General features: G+C 72.3%; 17 protein-coding genes and 1 tRNA gene. 7 read left to right on the top strand and 11 right to left on the bottom strand.

What is annotated here, in order from left to right; all coding sequences use genetic code 11:
• Together ACI2L3_RS21090 and ACI2L3_RS21085 are read right to left on the bottom strand one after the other, a co-directional pair.
• Nucleotides 1-2,343: a collagenase gene (locus tag ACI2L3_RS21090; protein WP_404753885.1), complete on the bottom strand. Its 2,343-nt coding sequence runs from the start codon at nucleotides 2,341-2,343 to the stop codon at nucleotides 1-3.
• 178 nt (nucleotides 2,344-2,521) lie between these two features.
• Nucleotides 2,522-3,751: an MFS transporter gene (locus ACI2L3_RS21085; RefSeq protein WP_404753884.1), complete on the bottom strand. Its 1,230-nt coding sequence runs from the start codon at nucleotides 3,749-3,751 to the stop codon at nucleotides 2,522-2,524.
• Between the two features lie 321 nt (nucleotides 3,752-4,072).
• Between ACI2L3_RS21085 and ACI2L3_RS21080 the strand changes: the two genes are divergently transcribed.
• The 7 genes from ACI2L3_RS21080 (at nucleotide 4,073) to ACI2L3_RS21050 (ending at nucleotide 11,084) form a co-directional block, all read left to right on the top strand.
• A complete protein-coding gene (locus ACI2L3_RS21080; protein ID WP_404754040.1) occupies nucleotides 4,073-4,831 on the top strand; it encodes an AraC family transcriptional regulator in 759 nt (252 codons plus the stop codon).
• 98 nt (nucleotides 4,832-4,929) lie between these two features.
• On the top strand, nucleotides 4,930-6,102 hold the full coding sequence (locus ACI2L3_RS21075; protein WP_404753883.1) for an NAD(P)/FAD-dependent oxidoreductase: 1,173 nt from the start codon (nucleotides 4,930-4,932) through the stop codon (nucleotides 6,100-6,102).
• 148 nt (nucleotides 6,103-6,250) lie between these two features.
• Entirely contained in the window at nucleotides 6,251-6,574 is a 324-nt protein-coding gene (locus tag ACI2L3_RS21070; RefSeq protein ID WP_404753882.1) for a (2Fe-2S)-binding protein, read from the top strand.
• The gene (locus ACI2L3_RS21065) at nucleotides 6,555-8,180 is read left to right on the top strand and encodes an NAD(P)/FAD-dependent oxidoreductase (protein WP_404753881.1); all 1,626 of its coding nucleotides are present in this window, start codon (nucleotides 6,555-6,557) and stop codon (nucleotides 8,178-8,180) included. The genes ACI2L3_RS21070 and ACI2L3_RS21065 overlap by 20 nt, the downstream gene beginning before the upstream one ends.
• Nucleotides 8,181-8,234: 54 nt before the next feature.
• Entirely contained in the window at nucleotides 8,235-9,143 is a 909-nt protein-coding gene (locus ACI2L3_RS21060) for a dihydrodipicolinate synthase family protein (protein ID WP_404753880.1), read from the top strand.
• Between the two features lie 102 nt (nucleotides 9,144-9,245).
• Nucleotides 9,246-10,250 carry a proline racemase family protein gene (locus ACI2L3_RS21055; RefSeq protein WP_404753879.1) on the top strand — a complete coding sequence of 335 codons (1,005 nt, stop codon included), beginning with the start codon at nucleotides 9,246-9,248 and terminating at the stop codon, nucleotides 10,248-10,250.
• 132 nt (nucleotides 10,251-10,382) lie between these two features.
• Nucleotides 10,383-11,084, top strand: coding sequence for a GntR family transcriptional regulator (locus ACI2L3_RS21050; protein ID WP_404753878.1), 702 nt, complete (start codon nucleotides 10,383-10,385; stop codon nucleotides 11,082-11,084).
• 73 nt (nucleotides 11,085-11,157) lie between these two features.
• Here ACI2L3_RS21050 and ACI2L3_RS21045 read toward each other — a convergent pair.
• The 9 genes from ACI2L3_RS21045 to ACI2L3_RS21005 form a co-directional block, all read right to left on the bottom strand.
• A tRNA-Leu gene (locus ACI2L3_RS21045) sits at nucleotides 11,158-11,242 on the bottom strand.
• 221 nt (nucleotides 11,243-11,463) lie between these two features.
• Nucleotides 11,464-12,507 carry a sugar phosphate isomerase/epimerase family protein gene (locus tag ACI2L3_RS21040; RefSeq protein WP_404753877.1) on the bottom strand — a complete coding sequence of 348 codons (1,044 nt, stop codon included), beginning with the start codon at nucleotides 12,505-12,507 and terminating at the stop codon, nucleotides 11,464-11,466.
• Between the two features lie 148 nt (nucleotides 12,508-12,655).
• Nucleotides 12,656-14,032 (bottom strand): nucleotide pyrophosphatase/phosphodiesterase family protein, encoded by a 1,377-nt coding sequence (locus tag ACI2L3_RS21035; RefSeq protein WP_404753876.1) that lies wholly within the window; start codon nucleotides 14,030-14,032, stop codon nucleotides 12,656-12,658.
• The gene (gene eboE / locus ACI2L3_RS21030; protein WP_404753875.1) at nucleotides 14,029-15,198 is read right to left on the bottom strand and encodes a metabolite traffic protein EboE; all 1,170 of its coding nucleotides are present in this window, start codon (nucleotides 15,196-15,198) and stop codon (nucleotides 14,029-14,031) included. Before eboE ends, ACI2L3_RS21035 begins: the two co-directional genes overlap by 4 nt.
• Nucleotides 15,199-15,201: 3 nt before the next feature.
• Entirely contained in the window at nucleotides 15,202-16,053 is an 852-nt protein-coding gene (locus tag ACI2L3_RS21025; RefSeq protein WP_404753874.1) for a TatD family hydrolase, read from the bottom strand.
• Nucleotides 16,053-16,754: an EboA domain-containing protein gene (locus ACI2L3_RS21020; protein ID WP_404753873.1), complete on the bottom strand. Its 702-nt coding sequence runs from the start codon at nucleotides 16,752-16,754 to the stop codon at nucleotides 16,053-16,055. The genes ACI2L3_RS21025 and ACI2L3_RS21020 overlap by 1 nt, the downstream gene beginning before the upstream one ends.
• Nucleotides 16,751-17,716, bottom strand: coding sequence for a sugar phosphate isomerase/epimerase family protein (locus ACI2L3_RS21015; RefSeq protein WP_404753872.1), 966 nt, complete (start codon nucleotides 17,714-17,716; stop codon nucleotides 16,751-16,753). The genes ACI2L3_RS21020 and ACI2L3_RS21015 overlap by 4 nt, the downstream gene beginning before the upstream one ends.
• Nucleotides 17,713-18,810, bottom strand: coding sequence for an SCO3242 family prenyltransferase (locus ACI2L3_RS21010; RefSeq protein ID WP_404753871.1), 1,098 nt, complete (start codon nucleotides 18,808-18,810; stop codon nucleotides 17,713-17,715). Before ACI2L3_RS21010 ends, ACI2L3_RS21015 begins: the two co-directional genes overlap by 4 nt.
• A 175-nt stretch (nucleotides 18,811-18,985) precedes the next feature.
• Nucleotides 18,986-20,167, bottom strand: a complete 1,182-nt coding sequence (locus tag ACI2L3_RS21005) for an inositol-3-phosphate synthase (RefSeq protein ID WP_404753870.1) — start codon at nucleotides 20,165-20,167, stop codon at nucleotides 18,986-18,988.
• Between the last annotated feature and the right edge of the window lie 40 nt (nucleotides 20,168-20,207).

Below are 20,207 nucleotides of genomic sequence, written 5' to 3'. Positions count from 1 at the left end.
CTAGCTCTTCAACGGGCCCTCGCAGCTGTAGTCCGCGCTGCCCGCGCGCCCGTCGGACCAGATGTCCACCTCGCCGAACGAGCAGTTCATGTCGGTGAGGTTGTTGTCACCGGCCTTGGCGCGGTCGAGCAGGAAGTAGTCCACCGTCTCCGACATGTCCTTGAAGACGGTGTCGGGGTTGTCGGCCGCGGTGAGGTTCGCGGTGATCCTGCCCATGCAGGTGTACCGCGGACGCTCGGGCGCTCCGTTCGAGCGGCAGTCGGGGGTGATGCCCGTCGTCGCCGCGACGGAGGCGCGGACCTGGGCGGCGGTCGTGTCGCGGAGCTCGCCGACCGGCACGTACTTCGTGTCGGGTACGAAAAGGTCGTCGACCTGCGCGATCTGCTTGTCGAGGAAGGCGTCGTACTGGCTCTGCAGTCCGCGGTCCTTGCCGAGCCGGTCGCGCCAGCCGTCGAAGCGCGCCGGATCGTCGGCCCGCAGGTACCGGTACATCTCCTTGATCAGGGCGGGCCGTTCGGTCCACAGGAACTCGAAGAACGTGCCTGCGTAGTCGTAGAACCGGAAACCGTCCCCGTCGTACGTGGCGTGCAGCAACTGCTGCACGGTCATCCGCGGGCCGCCGTTCGCCGTGTCGTCGATGACGCCCTGGACCAGTGACTTGCGGACCTTGATGCCGTCGTCACGGGTGGCGCCGTCGAAGAACTCCGCGGTTCCCTCGTCCATCGCGGTCGTCCGGTCGCCCTGGTACCACGGGCCCTCTCCGAAGAATCCGGGCACCGCCCAGCGGCCGTTGAGGTAGTGCGTGTACTCGTGCCGGAAGAGCTCCTCCAGCGTCAGCGAGGAGTCCTGCGGGACTCGCCGCTGATAGGTGTAGAAGGTCGCGCCGCGCTCGATGTAGACGCCGCCGTTGTTCGTGTCCATCCCGGTGAGCAGCGGATGATAGTTCTCGTAGTCGGCGCGCGAGGCGTAAAGGACCGTCGTCAGCGTGGTGTTGGGGTCGCCGGCGAGCGGCTTCTCGCTTCCGACGACCCGGTGGAACTGCGCCTTCACCTGCTTGCTCGCGTAGTAGAGCTGGTCGACGGTCTTCCGGTCCAGCGCCGTGCGGACCTTCATGCCGCCGTTGTCGTACGCGTACGTCTGCGGGAAGAGGCGGCGCTCGATGTCCGCCTTGCACACCTTGTACGGCGCGCACGCGTCGTACTCGTTCAGCCAGAGGGCGACCTTCGCCCAAGGGGCGCTGCCCTCGCCGAAGTTGCGGGCCGTGACGGCGACCAGGCCGCCGAGTCCGGGGACGATCTCGCCGGTGAGCCCGTCGATCTGGCCGAACCTGCCGTACTCGCTCAGCGCGTCCCGCACCACCCAGGCGTTGCTCGTGCCCTTGAGGTGCGTGTACCCGCCGAAGGCCTTGAAAGCGGCACGATAGGAGGGGTCGGCCTTCACCGCGGCGTGAAAGGCGGCGTCCTTGTTGCCGGGGTACACGCCGAGGTAGCTCAGCGAGAGCGCGGCGAGCGCGGACCCGGCCCAGGCGGTGTCCTTCGCCGTGTCGGGGTGGGCGGCGTCCATGGTGGTCAGCACGCGTTGGATCAGGGGCAGTTGGTGCTGGCGCAAGCCCGGCGCGCTGGCCGCGTAGAGCGCCTCGCGCAGCGATTCGGCATTGGTGCGGGTCACGTCGAAGGTGCGGGGCGCCGAGCCGAACGCGGCGACGGCGCGACGCATGGCGTCCACGGTCGGCGCGTCGGTGACGTCGATCTCGTCGTGCGAGAAGTCCTGGTAGGCGACGGCGTGCAGATAGGTGAGCAACTCCAGGAGGTTGCTGCCGTTCTTGCCGTCGTGGGCGGCCGCGAGGTGGCTGACGCGGCCGGAGACGGCCTGGACGTGCGCGTCCGACATCACGGGGGCGAGCCGCGCGTCCCACGTCCAGACGAGGGTGCGCAGACAGCCGTCGGCGGTGACGGCCGGGTCCGCGAGAAAATCGGCAAACCGCTCGGGCGACAGCCCGGTGACGCCGTCGAGGGTGCAGGGCGCGACCTCGGCCGCGGCCCTGACCTGCCCCTTCGGCTTCGGCGTACGAGCGCCGGGGATACGGCCGTCCTTGAGGCCGCCGGGGGCGGGGATGGTGTACGCGCCCGGCTTTGGAGCCTTCGCTCTGCGGTCGACCACGTCCAGGGGGTTGGGCTCGGAGGGTGCGGTGGACGCGGTAGGTGCGGTGGTGCGGGGCTTCGCCGCCGCGGTGGACGGCGGGTCGGCCGCGTGCCCGTACTGGGCGGCGGAGACGCAGAGGGTCGCCGCTATCGCGCCGGCGAGCACGGATCTGCGCAGGGTTGGTAGACGTAGCTGGGACACCGGGGGCTCCTGTGTGGGAGGTGGGGGAAAGGGTGATGCCGCGTGCTGATGCCACGCTCAACAGGCTTGCTGCGGACGGCGGTTGAGGCCACCGCCGCGCCATGTGATGCGTAACGTAGTAATGTGAAATTGCACTGACAACCCCTCAGGACCCATCAACTGTCCCGAGCCCCCGGACTCAGAGGCGTCGCACCGGTTCCGCTTCCGGCTCGCGCAGGGTGCGGAGAAGCAGCCAGCCGAGGGCGGGCAGAGCGATCAGCGGGGCGAGGGCGACCCGCAGCGACGCGGCGTCCGCGACGGCTCCGATCAGCGGGCTCGCGAGGCCGCCGATACTCACGGTCAGCCCGAGCGTGACGCCGCTCGCGGTGCCCATGCGGCGCGGCAGATAGTCCTGCCCGAGGGTGATGTGCAGGGAGAACGGCACGTACAGACCGGCTGAGGCGAGCGCGACGAAGACGTACAGCGGTGGCCCGGAGGCGAGGACGACACCCGCGACCGCGAGGACCGTCGCGGCGTACGACCACCGGACGACCGGGATACGTCCGTACCGCGCGGCGAGCCATCCGCCCGCGAGGGTGCCGGCCGCACCACCGAGGTAGAGCACGAACAGGGCGACGGTTCCGGCGGCTTGGCCTCCTCCGGTGCGCTCCCGGACGTACAACGCGATGAAGGTACTCAGCCCGGTGAAGACGATCGAGCGGCAGACGATGGCGCCGGACAGCTTGATGAAGGACGGCCAGTCGTCTTCGGGGGCCCTGGTCTCCCCCGAGGGGGTGGGCCCGCCCGAGGCGGTGGCCTCCTCCGAGGCGGTGACCTTCCCCGAGGCGGTGGCCTCCCCCGAGACGGTGGCCTCCCCCGGGGCGGTGGTCTCCTCCGAGGCGGTGGTCTTCCCCGAGACGGCGGCCTCCCTCGCCCTGAGGCTCCGCAGCGCGGCCACGCACAGCACGGTCCCCCCGAGCGCGGGAACGACCAGAAGCGGGGAGGCGCGCAGGCCGCCCGTCGCGACGACGGCGGCGACCAGCAGGGGCGCGGCCGCGAAGCCGATGTTGCCGCCGAGCGAGAACCAGCTCATGGCGGTGTGGCTGCCCCGGCTCGCCTGCCGCGCCACACGCGCGGCCTCCGGATGGTACGCGGCGACGCCGATCCCGGACACGGCGACGGCCAGCAGCGTCAGCGGATAGTTTCCGCCGACCCCGGCCAGGGCGACCCCGACCCCGGCCACCAGCGTGCTGACCGGCAGCAGCCACGGCATCGCCCACTTGTCGGTGAGCGCGCCGAACAGCGGCTGCACCACGGAGGAGAGCAGCGAGGCGGCGAGCACGATGCCGGACGCGGCGGCGTAGGTATACGCACGCTCGGCGACGAAGAACGGCACGAGGGCGGCGACGGCTCCCTGATAGACGTCCACGCAGGCGTGGCCGAGGGAGAGGAGGGGGAGGGGGCGGGGGCGGCGGGAGCGGGGGCGAAGGCGGCGGGAGCCGCTGGAGGGTTGGGGCGCCGTTTCGTGTGGCGCGCGCAGCGGTGGGGGTGGGGGCTGGTTCATCGGGGGCGAGGCGGAGGGCGAGGGCGGGGCCGAGGGCGAGGCGGAGGGCGAGGGCGGATTCGTCGACACCGCCTCATCCTCGCCACGCGTCCCCCTGGCCCGCTTCCGATAAAGTGCCAACCTGTGCCGAACATCCGCCACGCCTCTCCGCAGGCCGACGATCGCTCGGGGGACGCCTCGGCGGACATCCGCCACGCTTCTCCGGACATCCGCCACACCCCCGAAGCACCCACCGCCGCACGGGAACTGGCCCCCGGAGAACGCATCGACGCACACCGGCACGACGACCACCAGATCGTCTACGCGGGCTCCGGCGTCGTGGCCGTCACCACCGACGCGGGTACCTGGTTCGCGCCGGGCACCCGAGCGATCTGGGTCCCCGCGGGATGCGTGCACGCGCACCGCGCCCACGGCCACCTCGCCCTGCACCTGCTCGGCCTGCCCGCCGGCACGAACCCGCTGGGCCTCGACGCCCCGACCGTCCTCGCCGTCAGCCCGCTCCTGCGCGAGCTGATCCTCGCCTGCACCCGCACCCCGGACGACGAGTCCCCGGAGCGCCGCCGGCTGCGCGCCGTACTCCTCGACCAGTTGCGCGCGTCACCGCAGCAGCCCGTGCAGCTGCCCGCCCCGACGGATCCCCGCCTCACGGCCGTCTGCGATCTCCTGCACACAGACCCCGCCGACCCGCGCGGCCTGGCCGAGCTGTCAGCCGCGGCAGGGGCGGGCGAGCGCACCCTGAGCAGGCTCTTCCGCCGCGAGTTGGGCATGACGTTTCCGCAGTGGCGCACCCAACTGCGCCTCTACCACGCGCTGCGCATGCTGGCCGACGGCATGCCGGTCACCACGGTCGCGCACCGCTGCGGATGGTCGTCCACCAGCGCGTTTATCGACGTGTTCCGCCGCGCGTACGGATACACGCCCGGCACGCACCACCGCCGCGACTGAACTCTCACCCTCCCCGCCCGGACGGACCGGTAATCAACTCAACTCCCTTGTACACACCGCCTCTTGGCAGCACGAGTACCATGTGAAATATTACTGCCGTGCTCACGAGACACCCGTCCGGACGGCCGGACCTCATCATCGTGGGGGCGGGCGTCGTCGGCGCCGCGTGCGCCTACTACGCCACCCGTTCCGGACTCGACGTCACCGTCATCGACCGCGGCCCCGTCGCGGGCGGCACCACCGGCGCGGGCGAGGGCAACCTCCTCGTATCGGACAAGGAGCCCGGCCCAGAACTCGAACTGGCTTTGCTCTCCGCTCAGTTGTGGCGAGAGCTCGCCGCCGAACTCCCCGCGCGCATCGAGTACGAGACGAAGGGCGGCCTGGTCGTCGCCTCGACCGAGCCGGGGCTCGCCGCGCTGCGGGACTTCGCGGCGACGCAGACGCGGGCGGGCGTCACGGCGACCGAGGTCCCGGCCGACCGCCTCACCGACTTCGAACCACACCTGGCGCCGGGCCTCGCGGGCGGTTTCCACTACCCGCAGGACGCCCAGGTGCAACCCGCCCTCGCCACCGCGCACCTACTGCGAGCGGCAGCCGACGCCGGACGCCTGACCCTGCGGCTCGGCGAGGAGGTCACCGCGGTTCTGACCGGCACGAAGGGCGAGGTGCGGGGCGTACGGACGCAGCGGGGCGAGGTGCGGGCACCCCATGTGCTCAACGCCGGCGGCACGTGGGGCGGTGAACTCGCGCGCCTGGCGGGCGTGGAGTTGCCGGTGCTCCCTCGCCGCGGCTTCGTCCTCGTCACGGAGCCGCTGCCGCGAGTGGTGCGCCACAAGGTGTACTCCGCGGAGTACGTCGCCGACGTCGCCAGCGGCTCGGCGGCGCTGCAGACGTCGGCCGTGGTGGAGGGCACTCCGGCGGGACCGGTCCTCATCGGGGCGAGCCGCGAGCGGGTGGGCTTCGACCGGACCCTGTCGGTGGAGGTCCTGCGGCGGCTCGCGGCCCAGGCGGTCGCCCTGTTCCCCGCCCTCGCGGCGGTGCGGGCGATCCGCACGTACGCGGGGTTCCGCCCCTACCTCCCCGACCACCTCCCGGCGATCGGCCCGGACCCGCGCGTCCCCGGCCTGCTGCACGCCTGCGGCCACGAGGGCGCGGGCATCGGCCTGGCACCGGCGACGGGGGCGCTGATCGCGGCGATGCTGTCGGGCGCCGAACTCCCCCTGGACGTGGCACCGTTCACCCCGTCCCGCTTCGCACGGGAGGGGCCATGAGACAGGACTCCGCGCGGGGAGCCGGCACGCGGCAGGAAACAGAGCGATGAGCCCGCGCGGATCTCACACCACACCGCGCACCACCACTACGCACGCACCATTACCCGCCCACCCACCCACGGCACGGCCGCCAAGAGGAGCCGCCCTCATGCCACATGACGACGAGCGGACCCCCGCCGACCTCGTCGGGGTCCCCGGAACCGCCTTCACGATCACCTTCGACGGACAGCAACTCGACGCGCTGCCGGGTCAGTCCGTCGCCGCGGCACTCTGGTCCGCAGGGATCCTCTCCTGGCGGACCACCCGGGTCGACGGCCGCCCGCGCGGGGCGTTCTGCGGCATCGGCCAGTGTTACGACTGCCTCGCGACCGTCAACGGCCGGCCCAACAGGCGGGCGTGCCTGGTCACCGCCCGCCCCGGCGACACGGTCACCACCCAGGAAGGGAACGGTCATGCCGGGCTCGACATCTGAGACGACCGCGGCACGAAAGGGGCCGTTGGAGCCGGACGGGCTGCCGCTGTACGACCTCGCGGTGCTCGGCGCCGGACCCGCGGGCCTCGCAGGCGCGGTGACGGCAGCGGAACTCGGCCTGTCCGTAGCTCTGTTGGACTCGGCGGGCCGGCCGGGAGGCCAGTTCTACCGTCACCCCGCCCCAGCCATGCGCGCCGCCCGCCCCCAAGCCCTGCACCACGACTGGCCCACGTTCACCGACCTGCGCGACCGGCTCGCGGCGAGCGACGCCACCCGCCTCTTCGGCCATCACGTCTGGACGGTCACGCGCGAGGCGGAGGACCACTGGACCGTCCACGCCGTCACGGGCGAAGACGGCACGGGCGAGGAGGGCACGGGCGACGAGGGCACGGGCGACGAGAACTGCACAGAGGGCCGGAACGGCGAACACGGCACCGGATGCGCGCCCGGCGAGGAGCAGCGCCCCATGACCGTCCGCTCCCGCGCGCTCCTCCTCGCCACCGGCTCGTACGAACGCCACCTCCCCTTCCCCGGCTGGACCCTGCCCGGCGTGGTGGGCGCCGGCGGCGCACAGGCCATGCTCAAGTCGGGCCTGGCCCTGCCCGGGCGGCGCGTGGTCGTCGCGGGCAGCGGCCCCCTCCTGCTCGCGGTGGCCGCGTCGCTCACCGCGGCGGGAGCGGAGGTCCCCGAGCTGATCGAGGCCTCCGGGTACCTCCGCTACGCCCGCCACCCGGCCGTACTCGCCACTCAGCCGCACAAACTGGCGGAGGCGGCGCTCCACGGCGCGAGCCTGCTGCGCCACAAGGTGCGCGTCCGCACCCGCCACGCGGTGACGGAGGCGCACGGCACCGACCGGGTGGAGGCGGTGACGGTCTCCCGCCTCGACCGCGACTGGCGCCCGGTACCGGGCACGGGCCGCCGCATCGCCTGCGACGCCCTGGCCGTCGGCCACGGGCTGATCCCACAGACGGACCTGGCGACCACCCTGGGCTGCATGACCCGCCGCACGGCCGACGGCACGCACGCCCTGGCCCTGAGCCCGCTGCAGGAGACGTCACTGCGTGGCCTGTGGGCGGCAGGCGAGACATCAGGAATTGGCGGCGCCCAAAAAGCCATACGGGAGGGCGAGTTGGCCGCCCTCACCATCACGGCCCGGCTGACCGGACGACGCCCCGCTCCACTTTCACACCTACGCGCCCTGCGCCGCCGCCGAGACCGTATGAACGCCTTCGCCGACGTCATGGCCACGGCACACGCCCCGGGCCCCGGCTGGACGCGGTGGCTCTCCGACGACACGGACGTATGCCGCTGCGAGGAGGTCACCGCGGGCCGCATCCGCGAGGCCGTCACGGACTACGGCGCCCAGGACGCACGCACCGTGAAACTCCTGACCCGGGCGGGCATGGGCTGGTGCCAGGGCCGCACATGCGCCTGGTCCACCACCTGCCTCACGAACTCCCCACCCTCCCCCACACCCACACCCACCTCCACACCCCCCGACCGCCGCCCGCTGGCGACACCCGTGCAGCTCGGCGCCCTCGCGGCCCTCCCAGAGCAGCCCCTCCCAGAAACACCGCCCTCAGAAACATCACCCCCCTCCGACTGACCCCCACCCCGCACCCCGCTCTACCCCACCCCACCCGACAGAAGGGCAGCCGTCATGACCGCCACCACCTGGACCGCCGACCGCCCCTGGCGCGGCATCATGGTCGCCACCGCGCTCCCCCTGCGCGAGGACCTCTCCATCGACTACGACGCGTACGCCGAGCACGTCAGCCACCTCATCGGCAACGGCTGCGACGGCGTCGTCCCCAACGGCTCCCTCGGCGAGTACCAGACCCTCACCGACGACGAGCGCGCCCGCGTCGTCCGTACCGCCGTCGAGGCCTCGGGCGACGGGGCCCGCGTGATGCCGGGCGTCGCCGCCTACGGAAGCGCGGAGTCCCGCCGCTGGGCCGACCGGGCCGCGGAGGCGGGCTGCGGCTCCGTGCTCCTCCTGCCGCCGAACACTTACCGCGCAGACGAACAGGCCGTACGCGCCCACTACGCCGAGGTCGCCGCGGCGGGCCTGCCCGTGGTCGCGTACAACAACCCGTTCGACACCAGGGTCGACCTGACCCCGGACCTGCTGGCAGCGCTGCACGGCGAGGGCACCGTCGTGGCGGTGAAGGAGTTCACCGGGGACGTGCGCAGGGCGTACGAGATCGCTGAGGTCGCCCCGGACCTTGACCTGTTGATCGGCGCCGACGACGTACTGCTCGAACTCGCCCTCGCGGGCGCGGTCGGCTGGATCGCCGGCTACCCGAATGCCTTCCCCGCCACCTGCGTGGAGCTCTACGACGCCGCCTGCGCCGGGGACCTGCAGACAGCGCTGCCCCTCTACCGTTCGCTGCACCCGCTCCTGCGCCAGGACTCCAAGACGGAGTTCGTGCAGGCCATCAAGTTGTCGATGGACATCGTGGGCCGCCGGGGCGGCCCGACCCGCCCGCCGCGCTCACCGCTGTCCGGCCCGACGGAGGCGCTGGTGCGTTCGGCCACGGAGAAGGCGATGGCAGCAGGCCACCGCTGACCCCTCCCCCGACCGACCGACCGGACCGAACCGAACCGGACCGGACCGGACCGGACCGGACCGGACCGGACCGGACCGGACCGGACCCGATGGAAGGAACCCATGCGCACCCGTCACGTCTTCCACGCCGTCGACTCGCACACCGAAGGCATGCCCACGCGCGTGATCACCGGCGGCGTCGGAGTACTCCCCGGCGTCACCATGGCCGACCGCAGGCTGCACTTCATCGAACATCTGGACCACCTCCGCACCCTCCTGATGTACGAGCCGCGCGGTCACTCCGCGATGAGCGGCGCGATCCTCCAGCCCCCGACCCGCCCGGACGCCGACTACGGAGTCCTCTACGTCGAGGTGTCCGGGCTCCTCCCCATGTGCGGCCACGGCACGATAGGCGTGGCCACCGTTCTGGTCGAGACCGGCATGGTCCAAGTCACCGAGCCGGTCACGACGGTGCGCCTCGACACCCCGGCGGGCCTCGTCTCCGTAGACGTACGCGTGAGCGACGGCGCGGCCACGTCGGCGACGCTCACCAACGTCCCCGCGTTCTGCGTCGGCCTGGACCGCAAGGTCGAGGTGCCGGGCCACGGCACGGTGACGTACGACATGGCCTACGGCGGCAACTTCTACGCCTTCGTCCACCTCGACGCGCTGGGGCTCCCGTTCGACCGCGCACGCAAGGACGACCTGCTGGCGGCGGGCCTCGCCGTCATGGAAGCGATCAACGCGTCGCCGGACCGCCCGACGCACCCCGAGCAGCCGGAGATCGCCGGGGTCAAGCACGTCTATCTGGCCGCGCCGGGCTCGGACGCCCACCGTTCGCGGCATGCGATGGCCATCCATCCCGGCTGGTTCGACCGCTCGCCGTGCGGGACGGGCACGTCCGCGCGCATGGCCCAGCTGCACGCCCGCGGCGAACTACCGCTGGACCGCGACTTCGTCAACGAGTCCTTCATCGGCACGGAGTTCACCGGCCGGCTGGTGGCGGAGACGGAGGTGGCGGGCCTGCCCGCGGTCGTCCCCCGGATCACCGGGCGGGCCTGGATCACGGGCACCGCCCAGTACTTCCTGGACCCGGACGACCCTTTCCCCGCAGGCTTCCTGCTCTGATACCTACGGGCTCCCCACTACGAGCCCCGCACGCACCCTGCGGCCCCACTCCACCTCCCCGGCCCCCAACTGGCAACGTGACATTGTACTTTGGTGATCCGCGCGGGCGCGGGGACCACCGGAGGGGACACCATGGGGCACCTGAAGCAGAAGAACCTCATCACCACCAGGGAGCGGCTGCGCGACCAGGTCGGCCACGCCCTGCGCGCCGCCCTGATCTCCGGCGAACTGCGCCCCGGCGAGATCTACTCCGCGCCCGGCCTCGCCGAGGACTTCGGCATCTCGGCCACGCCGGTGCGTGAGGCGATGCTCGACCTGGCGAGGGAGGGCCTGGTCGAGCCGGTCCGCAACAAGGGTTTCCGGGTCACCGAGGTCAATGAGCGCGACCTCGACCAGTACACGGAGATCCGCGGCCTGATCGAGGTGCCCATGATCGGCCGGATCACCCGCACCGCGGCCCGCGAGGATCTGGAGGTGCTGCGCCCGGTCGCGGAGGAGATCGTCCGCGCCGCCCGCAACCACGACCTGATCGCCTACCTGGAGGCCGACCGCCGCTTCCACCTCTCGCTCCTCGCCCTCTCGGGCAACGACCGGCTGGTCGAGACGGTCGGCGACCTCCGCAAGCGCTCCCGCCTCTACGGCCTGACGACCCTGGCCGAACGCGACCAGCTGACCCCCTCGGCCGAGGAGCACATCGAACTCCTCGACCTGATGCTCTCGGGCGACGCCGAGGCCGCGGAACAATGCATGGCGCGGCACCTCGGTCACGTACGGTCACTGTGGGCGGAGAGCGACGCCATGACGCCGACCCCGGAACCGACCTCCGGCCGCTGAACGCAGAAGAACCCCAGGACAGAAATCCTGGGGTTCTCGCTTGCTCACTTGCACTTGCTACTTGTGCTACTTGTGTCCGAGGGGGGACTTGAACCCCCACGCCCGATAAAGGGCACTAGCACCTCAAGCTAGCGCGTCTGCCATTCCGCCACCCGGACCAGGTGTCTGCCGCCCTGGGGTGTTCCCCGCGGCGACATGGACAACAATACCAAGGTTTCGGAGTGCCTTTCACCTGCGTATCCGCCCACCCAGGGCCTCACCAGGAGTGACGGGGCGCTTACCGCCCCTGGCGTCCCCGTCCCCTGGGAACCGCCCGGACCAGCAGCTCCGGAGGGCCCTCCTACCGGGCGGTAGGAGGGCCCTCCGTGCCGTCGGGCGGTCAGTCGCCGCAGCGGCCGGTCCGCAGCGAGTGCAGGTGCTCGCTGGACTTGCGGGCGAAGGCGTAGGACTCCGCGGGGTTGTCGTGCTCGGTCTGCCAGTGGTGGTAGCGCTTGCCGTGGTGGGTGCGCGCGGTCACCTTGGACAGGAACTTCTTGTAGTCGATGTCGCCGTCGCCGACGTCCGTCATGCGGTAGCCGTCGCGCGTGGTCTCGTCGCGGATGCCGTCCTTGACGTGGAACAACGGGTAGCGGTGGGGCTGCTTGAGTACGTAGTCGAGCGGGTTGAAGGGGGCGGGGGTGCCGTCGAGCCGCTTGCCGAACCGGAACTGGGCGCTGTAGGCCCAGTAGATGTCCATCTCCAGGTACACGAAGTCGGGGTCGGTCTCGGCGAGCAGCACGTCGTAGAGCCGGACCTTCGGCTTGTCGGTGGCGAAGGAGAACTCCTCGGCGTGGTTGTGCTGGTAGAACTTCATGCCGCGCTTGCGGGCCGCTTCGCCGTACGTGTTGAAGTCCTCCGCCGCACGCTTCCAGGCGTCGACGGTGGTGCCGTAGCGGAAGGGCCCCGACGCGGTGCCGATGTGCTTCAGGCCGAGTGCCTCGGCGTCGTCGAGGACCTTGGTGAGGTTCTGCGCGAACGTGTACGCGTTGGGGTTGTTGTCGGCGTAGTAGCCGACGTGCGAGCCGATGGGGTGCAGGCCGTGGTCGCGCGCCAGCGCCTTGAGCTGGGCGAGGGTGATGGCGCCCGCCGAGCCCTGGGTGTAGCCGGCGAATTCGATCTCGTCGTAGCCGTACTTCTCCAACTCGGCGAAGACGGGCGCGAATCCGAGAGTGGAGACCTTGTCGCGGAGGCTGTAGAGCTGGATGCCGAGCCGGCCGGGCGGCAGGACGGGACGCCCACGGCCCTTGCCGGAGGCGGCGGAGGCAGTCGGGGCGGCCGCGCCGACGAGGGCCGCGGCGGTCGCACCGGCGGCCACGCCGAGCACGCCGCGCCGGCTGAGTCTGCTGGCGAGTTCGGGATCGGTGGAGGACGGCTTGCGGATCATGCGATTCTCCTCGGCTGGCTCAGGGACGCGTCAGGGATGGGTTCGAAGAACGGGTCAGGGATCACTGAGGGTCGGGCCCTGATGGCAGGGCCCGAGCCGTCTGGTTCAGTGGAGATCAAAGAGATTCAGCGACGCGGGCAGGCGGCCGTCACCGCAGGCCCGCCAGGTCGAGCAGGAGCGATTTCACATCGGTGGCCGCGACGCGGCCGCTGACGGCGCGGGGGGTGGAGCACAGAATGAGCGGACTGTCGTCCTCGCTCGTGGGAAGGCGGCCATGGCTGCCGCGAATAGGTGAGGGGTCCAGGGGCACGACCGCCATGCGGTAGCGCATGCCGAGCTTCTTGCGGGCCAGCGCGCCCGCGGCCTTGACGCGGACGTACGGGTCCTCGGGGTCCATGAAGAGCTCGACCGGGTCGTAGCCGGGTTTGCGATGGATCTCGACGAGCTGCGCGAAGTCGGGCGCGCGAGCGTCGTCGAGCCAGTAGTAGTACGTGAACCAGGCTTCCGGGTCCGCGACGGCGACGAGCTCACCGGAGCGCGGGTGGTCCAGGTGGTGTGCCTTCTTGCCCTCGTCGTCGAGGAGCTGCTCGATTCCGGGCACGTCCTCGAGGGCGGCGCGCGTGGCGTCGAGGTCTTCCGGGCGGCGGACGTAGACGTGGGCGATCTGGTGGTCGGCGACGGCGAAGGCGCGGGACGCCATCGGGTCGAGGTACTCCATGCCGTCCTGGGTGTGCACCTCCAGCAGACCCGCGCGGCGGAGTACCCGGTTGATGTCGACGGGCCGGTTCACCCGGGTGATGCCGTACTCGGAGAGCGCGACGACGGTGCGCCCCTCCGCCCTCGCGTCGTCCAAGAGGGGGGCGAGGGTCGCGTCCAGGTCGGCGGCCGCCCGGAAGGAGCGCGGGTCGTCGGGGCCGAACCGCTGCAGGTCGTAGTCGAGGTGAGGGAGGTAGCACAGGGCCAGGTCGGGGTGGCGGGTGTCGATGACGTGCCGGGTGGCGTCCACGATCCAGCGGCTGGACACGATGTCCGCGCCGGGTCCCCAGAAGTGGAAGAGGGGGAAGGTGCCGAGTTTCTCGGTGAGTTCGTCGTGGAGGTCCGGGGGCCGGGTGTAGCAGTCGGGCTCTTTGCGGCCGTCGGCGTAGTAGACGGGTCGGGGGGTGATGGTGAAGTCGGTGTCGGCGCCCATGGCGTACCACCAGCAGATGTTGGCGACGGTGTAGCCGGGGTGCGCGCGGCGGGCGGCGTCCCACAGTTTGTCCCCGGAGACGAGGCCGTTGTGCTGCCGCCACAGGAGTACGTCGCCGAGTTCACGGAAGTACCAGCCGTTGCCGACGATGCCGTGTTCGGCGGGGGTGGTGCCGGTGAGGAAGGTGGACTGGGCGGCGCAGGTGACGGCGGGCAGGACGGTGCCGAGCGGCGCTCTGGAGCCGGACTGGCCGAGCGTTTTGAGGTGGGGCATGTGGTCGAGGAGACGCGGAGTGAGGCCGACGACGTCAAGAACCAGCAAGGGGGTCGGGGTCATGGCAGTTCCTTGAGGCCGAGGTCGGTCAGGAGGTCGCGGGCGAGGGCGAGTTCGGCGGCGATGCCCTCGGCGAGCTGGGGCCGGCCGCGCGGGCGCAGGTCGGGCGGGAGGGCCTGCCAGGTGTAGGTCTCGACCTCGAGGTGGCGGGTGAGGGGGACGGGTCCGCCGACGAGCCGGGTCAGGACGTCCTGGAGCACGGGGAGTGTGGAGGTGAGCGGCGCGGCGGGAGCGGCGTGCAGGGGGACGTGGAAGTGGGCGCGCCAGGGTGCCGTGTCCGGCAGGGCGTCGGCGGTGAGTGCTTCGCCGAGGTCGTCGGTGCCGCGCAGGCCGGCGTGGGTCAGGGTCCGGGTCTGGTGGAGGAAGCGGGGTTCGTCGAAGGCGGCGAGTGCCTCGCGTACGTCGGGAAGGTGGGGGTGTTCGGCATGGAGCGCGGCGGACAGCTGCGACTTGACGACGGGGATGTCCGCGGCGGCGAGAGCGTCGAGTGCGGCCCCGGGATCCTCGAAGGAGGTGGCGAGGTGGCAGGTGTCGACACAGACACCGATGCGGTCGTGGCCGACCGCGGTGAGCGGGGCGATGGCGTCGGCGGTGGTCTCGACGGTGCAGCCGGGTTCCGGTTCGAGGCCGACGCGGATGGATCGGCCGGTCAGTTCGGCGAGTGCGTCGAGGCGCTGGGCGAGCGCGGTGAGGGCGATGCGGGCGGCCTCGGCGCGGGCGGCGTCGAAGGGGGCGCGCCAGGCGAGCGGAAGGGTGGAGATGGTGCCTTCGGTGACGTCGTCGGGGAGCAGGGCGGCGAGCAGCCGGGCCAGCTCGGTGGTGTGGGAGAGGCGCTCCGGGTCAGTCCAGTCCGGCTTGTACACCCGGTACTTGACCTGTTCGGCGCCGAAGCCCTCATAGGGGAAGCCGTTGAGTGTGACGACTTCGAGGCCGCGCCGGTCGAGTTCGGTGCGCAGGCCGCGCAGTGCGGCGGGGTCGGTGACGAGGGCGTGGGCGGCGTCCTTGGCGAGCCAGAGACCGATGCCGATGCGGTCCCTGCCGAGCCGTTTGCGCACGGGCTCGCAGTGGTCGCGGAGCTGGGCGAGCACGCCGTCGAGGGTCTCGGCCGGGTGGACGTTCGTGCAGTAGGCGAGGTGGACGGTGGAGCCGTCGGGGTGCCGGAAGCGCATGGCTCACGCCCCGCCGCGCAGGATGGAGTTGCCCTCGTGGGTCGCCGCGTCAGGTTCCCGCACGTCGAGCCGGAGCCGGCCGCTGAGACCGTAGAAGGCCACGGGGTTGCGCCACAGCACGAGGTCGACGTCGTCCTCGCCGAACCCGCTCGCCAGCATGGCGTCGGCGACCTTGCGGGTCTTGAGGGGGTCGCTCTTTCCCCAGTCGGCGGCGGAGTTGATCAGCACCCGGTCGGGTCCGAAGTCACGCAGGATCGCCACCATGCGGTCCTCGTCCATCTTGGTGTCGGGATAGACGGAGAAGCCGAGCCAGCAGCCGCTGTCCTTGGCCTCCTTGACGGTGGTCTCGTTGAGGTGGTCGATCAGGACGCGGTCCAGGGGCAGGGCGGACTCGCGGACGGCATCGATCGTGCGGCGCAGCCCTGCGAGCTTGTCGCGGTGCGGGGTGTGTACGAGGGCGGGCAGCTCGTGGTCGGCGGCGAGCTGCAGCTGGGCGGCGAGCGCGGTGTCCTCGGCCGGCGTCATGGAGTCGTAGCCGATCTCCCCGACGGCGACGACGTTGTCCTTGACGAGATAGCGGGGCAGTTCGTCGAGGACGGGTGTGCAGCGGGGGTCGTTCGCCTCCTTGGGGTTGAGGGCGATCGTGCAGTGGTGGGCGATGCCGTACTGGGCGGCACGGAAGGGTTCCCAGCCGAGGAGGGAGTCGAAGTAGTCGAAGAAGGAGGCCGGCGAGGTGCGGGGCTGGCCGAGCCAGAAGGCGGGTTCCACGACTGCGCGGACACCGGCGGCGTACATCGCCTGATAGTCGTCGGTGGTGCGGGAGGTCATGTGGATGTGGGGATCGAAGATGCGCATCAGGACTCCTGCTCGTCGCCGGACGGAGGACCCACGAGGCCCGTGGGGGCCGGGGAAAGGTCGGGGGGCTCGGGGGGCTCTGGGGCGGTCAGACGCAGGGCGCGATGCAGGTCACCGGGGACGGTACGGCCGGCCGCGGTCCGCTCGCTCGCGTAGTCGCCGAGCATCCGGGCGAGTTCACCGTCCCCACGGGCGCGCCTCGAAAGGTCGGCGACGGCATCCAGCGGAACTCCGGTGAACAGGCACTTGAGGACGGCGTGGCGCCAGTCGTGCGGGGCGAGGTGCGTGGCGGCATAGGGGCCGACCGCCGCGGCGACGAGCCTCGTGTCGTTGGTGCGGAGGGCGTCCTCGACCAGGGGCAGGGCTTCGGGGCCGGGCACCAGGTGGGGCAGGGCCCGCAGGACGGCGCGGCGCTCGTCGGCGGTGCCCTGGGCGTAGACGCGGGCGACGGTGGCCGGGGTCGCGTTCGCCGCGTGCAGAAGCAGGATGCGGGCCGCCTCGGCGTACTCGGGGCCGCAGCGTCGTCCGGCTTCGGCGAACCGCAACTCCCACGTGGGAAGCGGGCCCTGCCGATCCCGCTCCGGTCGCTCTCCGTGGGCGGCGGCCTCGGCGGTGGCCTGGTCGAGCCAGGCGCGGGCGGCTCCGCCGAGTTCGGCTTCGAGGCGGGCTCGGAGGGCGGCGATCTCGGGGGCTTCGGTCACGAGGTACCTCCTTCGGCAGCCGCAGAGGCAGGGGCAGGTGCAGGGGCAGAGCCGGCGGTGGCGGTCACCGGGGCGGCGGCTGCGGCTGCGGCTCGGCGCAGGAAGTCGATGGAGCGGGCGGCGAGGTCGGGGCCCGCGTGGGAGTGGCGTGGGAGTTCGACGACGGTCAGCCCTTGGTAGCCGACGGCGGCCAGCGCTTCGAGGACGGGCGGGAAGTCGATCTCTCCGTCTCCGAAGGGCAGGTGTTCATGGACTCCACGGCGCATGTCCTCGATCTGGACGTGCCGCAGCCAGGGGGCGGCGGCGCGCACGCAGTCCGCGGGAGGGAGTGGTTCGAGGCACTGGCAGTGGCCGATGTCGAGGGTGAGACCGAGCAGCCCGGGTTCAGGGTCGTCGAGTGCGTGGCGCAGTCGGTGGAAGTCGGCGAGGGAGGAGAGGAGGTGGCCTGGTTCGGGTTCGACAGCGAGCGGGATGCCGGCGCCGGACGCGGCGTCGAGTACGGGACCGAGGGCGTCGGCGAGGCGCTGCCACGCGGTGTCGTCCGAGGTGCCCGCCGGGGTGATGCCGCTGAAGCAGTGCACGGCGTGGGCGCCCAGGTCGGCGGCGACCTGGACGGCGCGGATGAGCAGGCGGACACGGGCGGCCCGGCGTTCCGGGTCGGGGTCGAGGAGGGAGGGGCCGTGCTTGTGGCGCGGGTCCAGGACATAGCGGGCGCCCGTTTCGACGGTGGCGGTCAGACCGAGCCGGTCGAGCCTGCGGGCCACCTGTCGGGTGCGGGCGACAAGGTCGGGGGCGAGGGGGTCGAGGTGCATGTGGTCGAGGGTCAGGCCGACGCCCGCATAGTCGAGGTCGGCGAGGAGGCCGAGGGCGTCGTCGAGGCGGAGGTCGGTGAGGCCGTTGGTGCCGTAGCCGAAGCGGAGCCCGTCGGCCGGGTGGGGGTGCGGTGGGGGCGTGCCCGTCATGTGACGCTCACCTTCCGTGCGAACTTGCGGGCGGCGGGGGCGAGGGCCGCGGTCAGCAGGGCGGTGCCCGCGGCGCCGGCGCGGGCGGCGAGGGCGGCCTGCAACGGGATCATGGCGCGGATACCGCCGCCGACGGCCCGCTGGGTGAGGGGAGGTGACGGGTTGAGGGCGGCGTGGAAGAGGGGTTTGGCGGCGGTCCCGACGTAGGCGAGTGCGAGCGCGCCGCGGAGGGCTTGGCGGCCGGTACGGAGGGTTGCGCCGACGTCCCGACCGTCCGGGAGGCCTCCCCGCCCGAGACGGAACCCGCTCCGACCGGGACGAAGACCACTTCGCGCGCTCCGAGGACCGCAGCCACCCGCACGGTCACCTGGACCACTCCGACTGCCCCGGAAGGTGCCCCGCGCACCGCTCCGGTGGCCGTCCCCACCGTCCCCGCTGCCAGGCCCACCTCCACTGCCCGGGCCACCGCCCACCAGCCGTGCCAGCGCAGCCGTCGCCGCCAGTGCGGCCAAGGGGGCGGCCGAGGAGCCGCCTTGGGCCTCGCGGCGGGAGACCACGGTGACGGCGAGGGTGTGGGCGGCGAGGATTCCGGCGGAAGGGGCGGCGGCCTTGGCGCTCGGGCCGTGGCCGGCACCCGCGGTGGCGGTCGCGCCGAGGAGCAGGTCGAGGCCGCGTGCGGCGGCCATGGCGGCCGGTCCGGCGGGCGTGTGCTTCAGGTGGAGGTCGTAGGCCCACACCGTTCCGGCCAGGGCGCCCGCCGTCGCGAGGGACGGGCGGCCCACGCGGGAGGCGAGGGCCAGGCCCGTGACGGTGAGGGCGGTCGCGGCGGCGAGGGCCGCGGGTGGGGTGATGCGGCCGGACGGCAGGGGGCGATGGGGGCGTTCGACGGCGTCCTCGGTGCGGTCCGCCCAGTCGTTGAGGGCCATGCCGGCCTCGTACAGGCAGAGGGAGGAGCCGATGGCAAGGAGGGTGCGGTGGTTGGGGCGCAGGTTGGTGGCCGCTGCTCCGGCGAGGGCGTCGCCGGGGACGGTGAACAGGGCGGGCAGGCGGAGGAGTTCGGCCCAGGCGCGGGCGGCGGGATGTGCGGTACTCATGCGACCTCACCTACCGGCAGGGCGTCCCCGAAGGCCGAGCGATGGCATGCCGCCGCCGCAAGGCCCGCACCCCCCTGCCCCTCAGGCCCCCTAAGTCCCTTACGCCTCCTAGAACCCTCACGACTCTCACACAACACACGCCCCTCCCGTCCCCCACGTCCCTCACACCCGCCGCTCACCGGCCCCCCTCCCCCAACCACTCCGCGAAGTCCAGGAGGGACGCGAACTGGTCGCCCAGGGCGGCGGGGGCGCCGGGGTCCGGGTCCTTGAAGTAGAAGGCGAGGGCGGGGAGGGGGCCGGAAAGGCCTTGCGCGTGGGCGCGGGAGGTGAGGCGGGCAAGGTCGAGGATCAAGGGGGCGGCGAGAGCCGAGTCGCAGCCCTGCCAGGTGGTCTGGAGGACCATGCGGGTGCCGAGGAAGCCGTCGAAGGCGATGTGGTCCCAGGCCGTCTTCCAGTCGCCGAGGGAGGGCACGTCGTCTATGTGGACCTCGCCTTCGGGGGCGGTGCCCAGTGTGTCGGCCAGGACGCGTTCCTTGCCCGCGTTCTTCGCGGCGGCGGCCGCCGGGTCGGCCAGGGCGGCGCCGTCGCCGCCGCCCAGGAGGTTCGTGCCGGACCAGGCGCGCACGGCGAGGGCCCGTTGCGCGAACATCGGGCCGAGCACGGAGCGGAGCAGGGTCTGGCCGGTCTTGCCGTCACGGCCGGCATAGGGGAGGCCGGAGGTGCGTGCCGCCTCGGTGAGGCGGGGGTGGTCAAGGCCCGTGGAGGGGGTGAAGTTGACGTAGGGGCAGCCGGCACGGAGGGCGGCTGCGGCGTAGAGGGAGCTGGCGGGCAGTCGTTCGTCGCCGTCCGCGGGGCGCGGTTCGGTGGAGGCGACGTTCACCACCACCGCGCGGGCCAGTCCGCGGCGGCGTACGAAGTCGCGGAGGTCGGCGGTGAAGGCGTCGATGAGTTCCTCGTCGCTGCGGGTGTCGCCGGGCTGGGGGCCGCCGGGGCGTATCTCGGCGTCGGCGGCGGCGAGTTCGGCGCGTACCGCCGAGGGGAGGCCGTGCGGCAGGACGCCGCCCGCGGCGAGTTCCTCGGCGCGTTTGGGCAGGGGGCAGCTCGTGGTGTCGTGGCCGCCGAAGACGAGGGAGGACAACGTTGGCAGGCCGTGGTCCAGGAAGGGCGGGGTCTCGGTCACCATGCCGGTGGGCGCGTGCAGTCCGGCGGCCACCGCCGCGCAGCCCGCGACGGCCGTGGTCGCGACCGAGCCGCGTGCGCCGATCAGCCATACACCGACGGGCCCGACGGGTCCGGCGGGCGATGTCCCGAGGGGGGAAGTAGAGGGCGCAGATGTAGAGGTCGCGGATGTGGACACGGCTGCCTCCTGCCATGGCTCTGGAGCTCGGGACACGACC

This window comes from Streptomyces sp. NPDC029674 (genome assembly GCF_044903205.1).
Lineage (GTDB): Bacteria > Actinomycetota > Actinomycetes > Streptomycetales > Streptomycetaceae > Streptomyces.
This window is presented reverse-complemented; position numbering and strand designations above follow the sequence as displayed.

What these genes read in the sequence shown, in the direction of transcription:
- ACI2L3_RS21015 (WP_404753872.1), bottom strand. Translation starts at nt 17,716, where the DNA reads ATGACGGGCACGCCCCCACCGCACCCCCACCCGGCCGACGGGCTCCGC.
- ACI2L3_RS21040 (WP_404753877.1), bottom strand. Translation starts at nt 12,507, where the DNA reads ATGATCCGCAAGCCGTCCTCCACCGATCCCGAACTCGCCAGCAGACTC.
- ACI2L3_RS21060 (WP_404753880.1), top strand. Translation starts at nt 8,235, where the DNA reads ATGACCGCCACCACCTGGACCGCCGACCGCCCCTGGCGCGGCATCATG.
- ACI2L3_RS21055 (WP_404753879.1), top strand. Translation starts at nt 9,246, where the DNA reads ATGCGCACCCGTCACGTCTTCCACGCCGTCGACTCGCACACCGAAGGC.
- ACI2L3_RS21050 (WP_404753878.1), top strand. Translation starts at nt 10,383, where the DNA reads ATGGGGCACCTGAAGCAGAAGAACCTCATCACCACCAGGGAGCGGCTG.
- ACI2L3_RS21070 (WP_404753882.1), top strand. Translation starts at nt 6,251, where the DNA reads ATGCCACATGACGACGAGCGGACCCCCGCCGACCTCGTCGGGGTCCCC.
- ACI2L3_RS21010 (WP_404753871.1), bottom strand. Translation starts at nt 18,810, where the DNA reads ATGAGTACCGCACATCCCGCCGCCCGCGCCTGGGCCGAACTCCTCCGC.
- ACI2L3_RS21035 (WP_404753876.1), bottom strand. Translation starts at nt 14,032, where the DNA reads ATGACCCCGACCCCCTTGCTGGTTCTTGACGTCGTCGGCCTCACTCCG.
- ACI2L3_RS21025 (WP_404753874.1), bottom strand. Translation starts at nt 16,053, where the DNA reads ATGCGCATCTTCGATCCCCACATCCACATGACCTCCCGCACCACCGAC.
- eboE (WP_404753875.1), bottom strand. Translation starts at nt 15,198, where the DNA reads ATGCGCTTCCGGCACCCCGACGGCTCCACCGTCCACCTCGCCTACTGC.
- ACI2L3_RS21065 (WP_404753881.1), top strand. Translation starts at nt 6,555, where the DNA reads ATGCCGGGCTCGACATCTGAGACGACCGCGGCACGAAAGGGGCCGTTG.